Here is a 4,295-nt window from a genome sequence, read left to right on the forward strand (position 1 = left end):
ATACAAATATGCTTGTATCCAAAAACGATAATGGAAAAGTTCGACTCTATGATCTGAAATACAAAGAAAAGGATGAGTTTGATCTTAACGACATCAAATATTCTCATAAAAAGAAATGGAGCAACTATCAGCGTGGAATAGCAAAAGTTCTTCTCGATGCAGGGTATAAAATCGGTGGAACGGATGTTCTGATCTTCAGTGAAGTGCCCGAAGGTGCCGGTCTTTCATCTTCCGCTTCGATTGAAATTGCCACGCTTCTTTCATTCAAAGAATTATACGATTTAGAGATCAAACCGTTCGAGATGGTTAAACTTGCCCGAAAAGCAGAAAATGAGTTCGTGGGTGTGGAATGCGGAATAATGGATCAATTTGCTTCTCTGGTTTCCAAAGAAGGTCACGCACTTTTTATAGATTGCAGAAGTCTGAAATATCAATATGTTTCGTTGTCATTTGAGGGTTATTCATTTCTTGTGTGTAATTCGATGGTAAAAAGAAAATTGACAGAATCTTCATACAACAAAAGAAGACAGGAATGCAGAAAAACAAAGAGAATTCTGCAGAAATATCTTCCCGAAATAATTGCTCTGCGGGATATTTCTTTCGACGATTTTGGAAGATATGCATCATTTCTTCCTGATACATTAAAGAAAAGAGTCGAGCATGTTGTTTATGAGAACGAGAGAGTGAAACAAGCAGTCGAAGTTCTGAAAAAAGGAAATGCAAAAGCTTTTGGTGAGTTGATGTATCAGTCTCATTTAAGTTTGAAAAAACTTTATGAAGTTAGCACCGAAGAACTGGATTTGCTGGTGGAAATCGGAAAGGATGAATCGGGAGTTTTGGGAGCAAGACTTACCGGAGCCGGTTTTGGAGGATGTGTGATTTATCTCGGGAAAGATTACTGCATCGAAAAGTTGAAAGAAAAAATATTGGATGTGTATTCTAAAAAAACTGGACTTATTCCGCAGTTTTATGAAGTTGTTCCATCTCGTGGAGCAGTATCGCAAGAATTGAGACTCGAGTTCAGAAGAGCGTAGCGAGACTGGACTTGAGACGGTGGGACTGAACTCCATCTGCTTCGCGATGAAGTCCAGTCCTGTAGAGATGCAATCCAATTGATAGGAGTATATTTATGCGCTGTAAAAAAGAAGAATTCACAAAAGATCAATATTTCCATTTTTATAATCATGCTGTCGAAAATGAATTATTATTCAGGGAAGAAGATGATTTTTTTTGGTTTTTAGATAAACTCAACCTAAAATTAGAAAGATATCCAACTTCTGTTTTCGCATATTGCTTAATGTCGAATCATTTTCATTTTTTATTAAGACAGGAATCCGATAAACCAATTTATAAATTATTTAATGACCTTAACAACTCTTATGTTCCTCATTACAATTTCAAATATAAAAGAAAAGGAAGACTTTATAGAGATTCTTTGCAACATATTCATATCAAAAAAGAAAACTATCTGATTTACTTATGCCAATACATTCATTATAATCCACTGAAAGCGGGTTTAGTCAAAGAATTGGAAGATTGGAAATTCTCAAATTATCCAGAGTGGATAGGTTTGAGAAACGGGAAACTTTTCAATAATGAACTACTTCTAACTTATTTTGGAAATGCACAAGAATATAAGAAACAAATAAAAGAACATGAAAAATGTATGAAAGAAAAGAATTTTGGAAAATTATTATTCGATTGAGACACGAGTTCATAAGAGCGAAGCGAGAATAGACTTGAGACGAAAATGTTGACTGAACTCCATCTGCTTCGCGATGAAGTCCAGTCCCATATTTATAGGAGAATTATGAATATTTTTAAATTACTTGAGCGAGATGACAAATGGTATCTCGGTGGGGGTGATTCACTTATCTTCACACCGCTTTTTCCACAGTGGATGCACATTCCCGGACTTTGGGATGAAGCTCATTTCTACAACATCCCGCTAAAACCTCTTTATACGATTTCATTCCTTTCAAAAGACGAAAAAGAGCTCAAACCAAAACTGCTGGATACAAAATGGGATAATTCCAAATTAATAAGGAGATTCGCTCTAACAAACGATCTTACGCTTAGTGAGACCGACGTTTTGTTGCAAAATGATACGCTTTCTACCACTTTGAATTTTGAAGGGAAAAACCGGGAAATCGATATGATTTTGTGGACAGCTCCGGTAAATGATCAAAACGAAAAAACTCTATCCTTTTCCAAAGAAAAGAATGGAATCCTTATTAATCGAGAAGTAAAATTCAGAAAGAAATATCCTTTCAATTTGTCATTATTTCTGGGGATGGAACACTCATCATATTCCATAAATCTTTCCGAATATACAGCAAATCATCCGAAATTTGAATATACTCCATTCTACGAGAAATTTGATGGAAAGCTTCCCGATGAAATTCATAATAAGGGAATTGATTCTGATGGATTGCTCTATTTTGGTTTGCATAAACATTTGAAAATCAGAGAAAATGCTGAAGTAAAGATTTTCCTTTCGGTCGCGAAAACTTCTGAAAAAGCAAAAGAAATATTTAATGAAGCATTCAATATCAAAAATCCCAACAAAGAAAGCGAAAAGAACCGGCAAAAGTTTTTCGACTACGTTCCGCAATTTGAATGCTCCGATAAATTTATTGAAAAATATTACTGGTATTGCTGGTTTGGACTGCGGCTTTTTATGATGAAAGATTCGTATTCTTTTCCCTGCGTTTGCGAAGGACCTGCCTATTTTCGAATGCCGATTTCATATTCCGCCCAATGCCACATGCGGGAAACACGCTGGATGAATAACCCGGAAGTTGCAGAAGGCAGCTTCCTTAATTTCGTTGAAAATCAGAACAAAAACGGTAGTTATCCGGGCAACCTGTATCCCATAGATATTGATAGAAAGAGCTTTTATCATACGGATTTCGGAACAGCAATAATAGAAATTTACAAAGTTCATCCTGATATAAATTTCCTGAAAAAAGTTTATCCATCTCTTGTGAAATACGCTGAATATTTCAATAGAGAACGCGACCCTGAACACAGCTATCTTTATGATGTGATCGACCAGATGGAAACCGGTCAGGAATTTATGACGCGTTATACAAGCGTGGATGAAAATGCGGACCTACAAATGGAATCCGGCGGAATCAGGTTGAAAGGAGTGGATGCGACTTGCTACCAGTATGGAATTCGTAAAGCACTTTCATTTATTGCTGATAAATTGGGGAAAAATGGAGAAGCAAAAAAATGGAGGCAAGAAGTCGCAAATATTAAAAAGGCTGTTCTGAAATTCTTGTGGGACAAAGATGAGGAAATGTTCTTTGATCTAAATCCAAAAACCTGGCAGCGAACGAACGTCAAAGCTGCAATCTGCTTCTATCCGTATATCTACGATATTGCAGATAAATCTCATCTGAACGGATTTGTGAAACATCTTTTTAATAAAGATGAATTCTGGACTTCATACCCGCTTCCGGCAACTGCTTTGAATGAACCGCTTTCAAGTTCCTACGGAGAATGGAAAGAAAAGAGAATGAACTGCCCCTGGAACGGAAGAGTATGGCCAATGACAAATTCTCACATTGCAGAGGCTCTAATAAATGTTGCTTCCAAATATGATAAAAATCTGAAAGAAAAAGCCGGCTGGTTCATCAAAAGAACCATTGAAATGATGTTCCTCGATGGAAATCTGAAATATCCCAATACTTACGAGCATTATAATCCGCATTCAGGAAAGCCGTGTCTTTATCGTGGCGTGAATGACTACCGGCATTCCTGGATAGTCGATTTGATCATAAAATATATTTGCGGGATTCAACCACAACTCGATGATACATTGATCGTTGATCCGCTTCCGCTCGGATTGGAATATCTGCGAATAGACAATGTTCTAATTAAAGGTCATATCTTGAAGGTAAAAATTGAAAATGATAAATTCCAGATTTACATTGATGGATCTTTGAAAAAGGAAAGCAGAGTTGGTGAAAGGGTAGAATTATTAATTGGAAAAGGTAATATCCACTAACTGCACGGGAAATATTGAAGGCGATACAATTTGAAAAGCGTACGTAGAATAATAAATCACTAAAGCCGATACTAGTAGAAAAAACACTTTACTGATGTGCACTATTTATCATTGATATTCATTTTCAGAATAATTGACAATAAAACACCACACAACCAGTTGTAAAAAAATGTAATCATAAATATAAAGGAGTTTGTATGCCATTTATACCCAATACGGATGAGCAACGAAAAGCAATGTTGAATGAAATCGGAGTTTCATCTTTTAAGGAATTATTGAA

Annotated in this window: 3 protein-coding genes; all 3 read left to right on the top strand. The window is 36.1% G+C overall.

Annotated features, from left to right (window positions below):
- On the top strand, positions 1 to 1,034 hold a 1,034-nt coding region (gene galK / locus U9P79_04190), incomplete at its 5' end, for a galactokinase (protein ID MEA2103826.1).
- A gap of 95 nt (positions 1,035 to 1,129) precedes the next feature.
- Entirely contained in the window at positions 1,130 to 1,705 is a 576-nt protein-coding gene (locus U9P79_04195) for a hypothetical protein (GenBank protein MEA2103827.1), read from the top strand.
- Between the two features lie 105 nt (positions 1,706 to 1,810).
- Complete coding sequence (locus U9P79_04200; GenBank protein ID MEA2103828.1) at positions 1,811 to 4,015, top strand: trehalase family glycosidase; 2,205 nt, start codon at positions 1,811 to 1,813, stop codon at positions 4,013 to 4,015.
- The last annotated feature ends 280 nt before the right edge of the window (positions 4,016 to 4,295 follow it).

This window comes from Candidatus Cloacimonadota bacterium, from assembly GCA_034661015.1.
Classification (GTDB): domain Bacteria; phylum Cloacimonadota; class Cloacimonadia; order JGIOTU-2; family JGIOTU-2; genus JAYEKN01.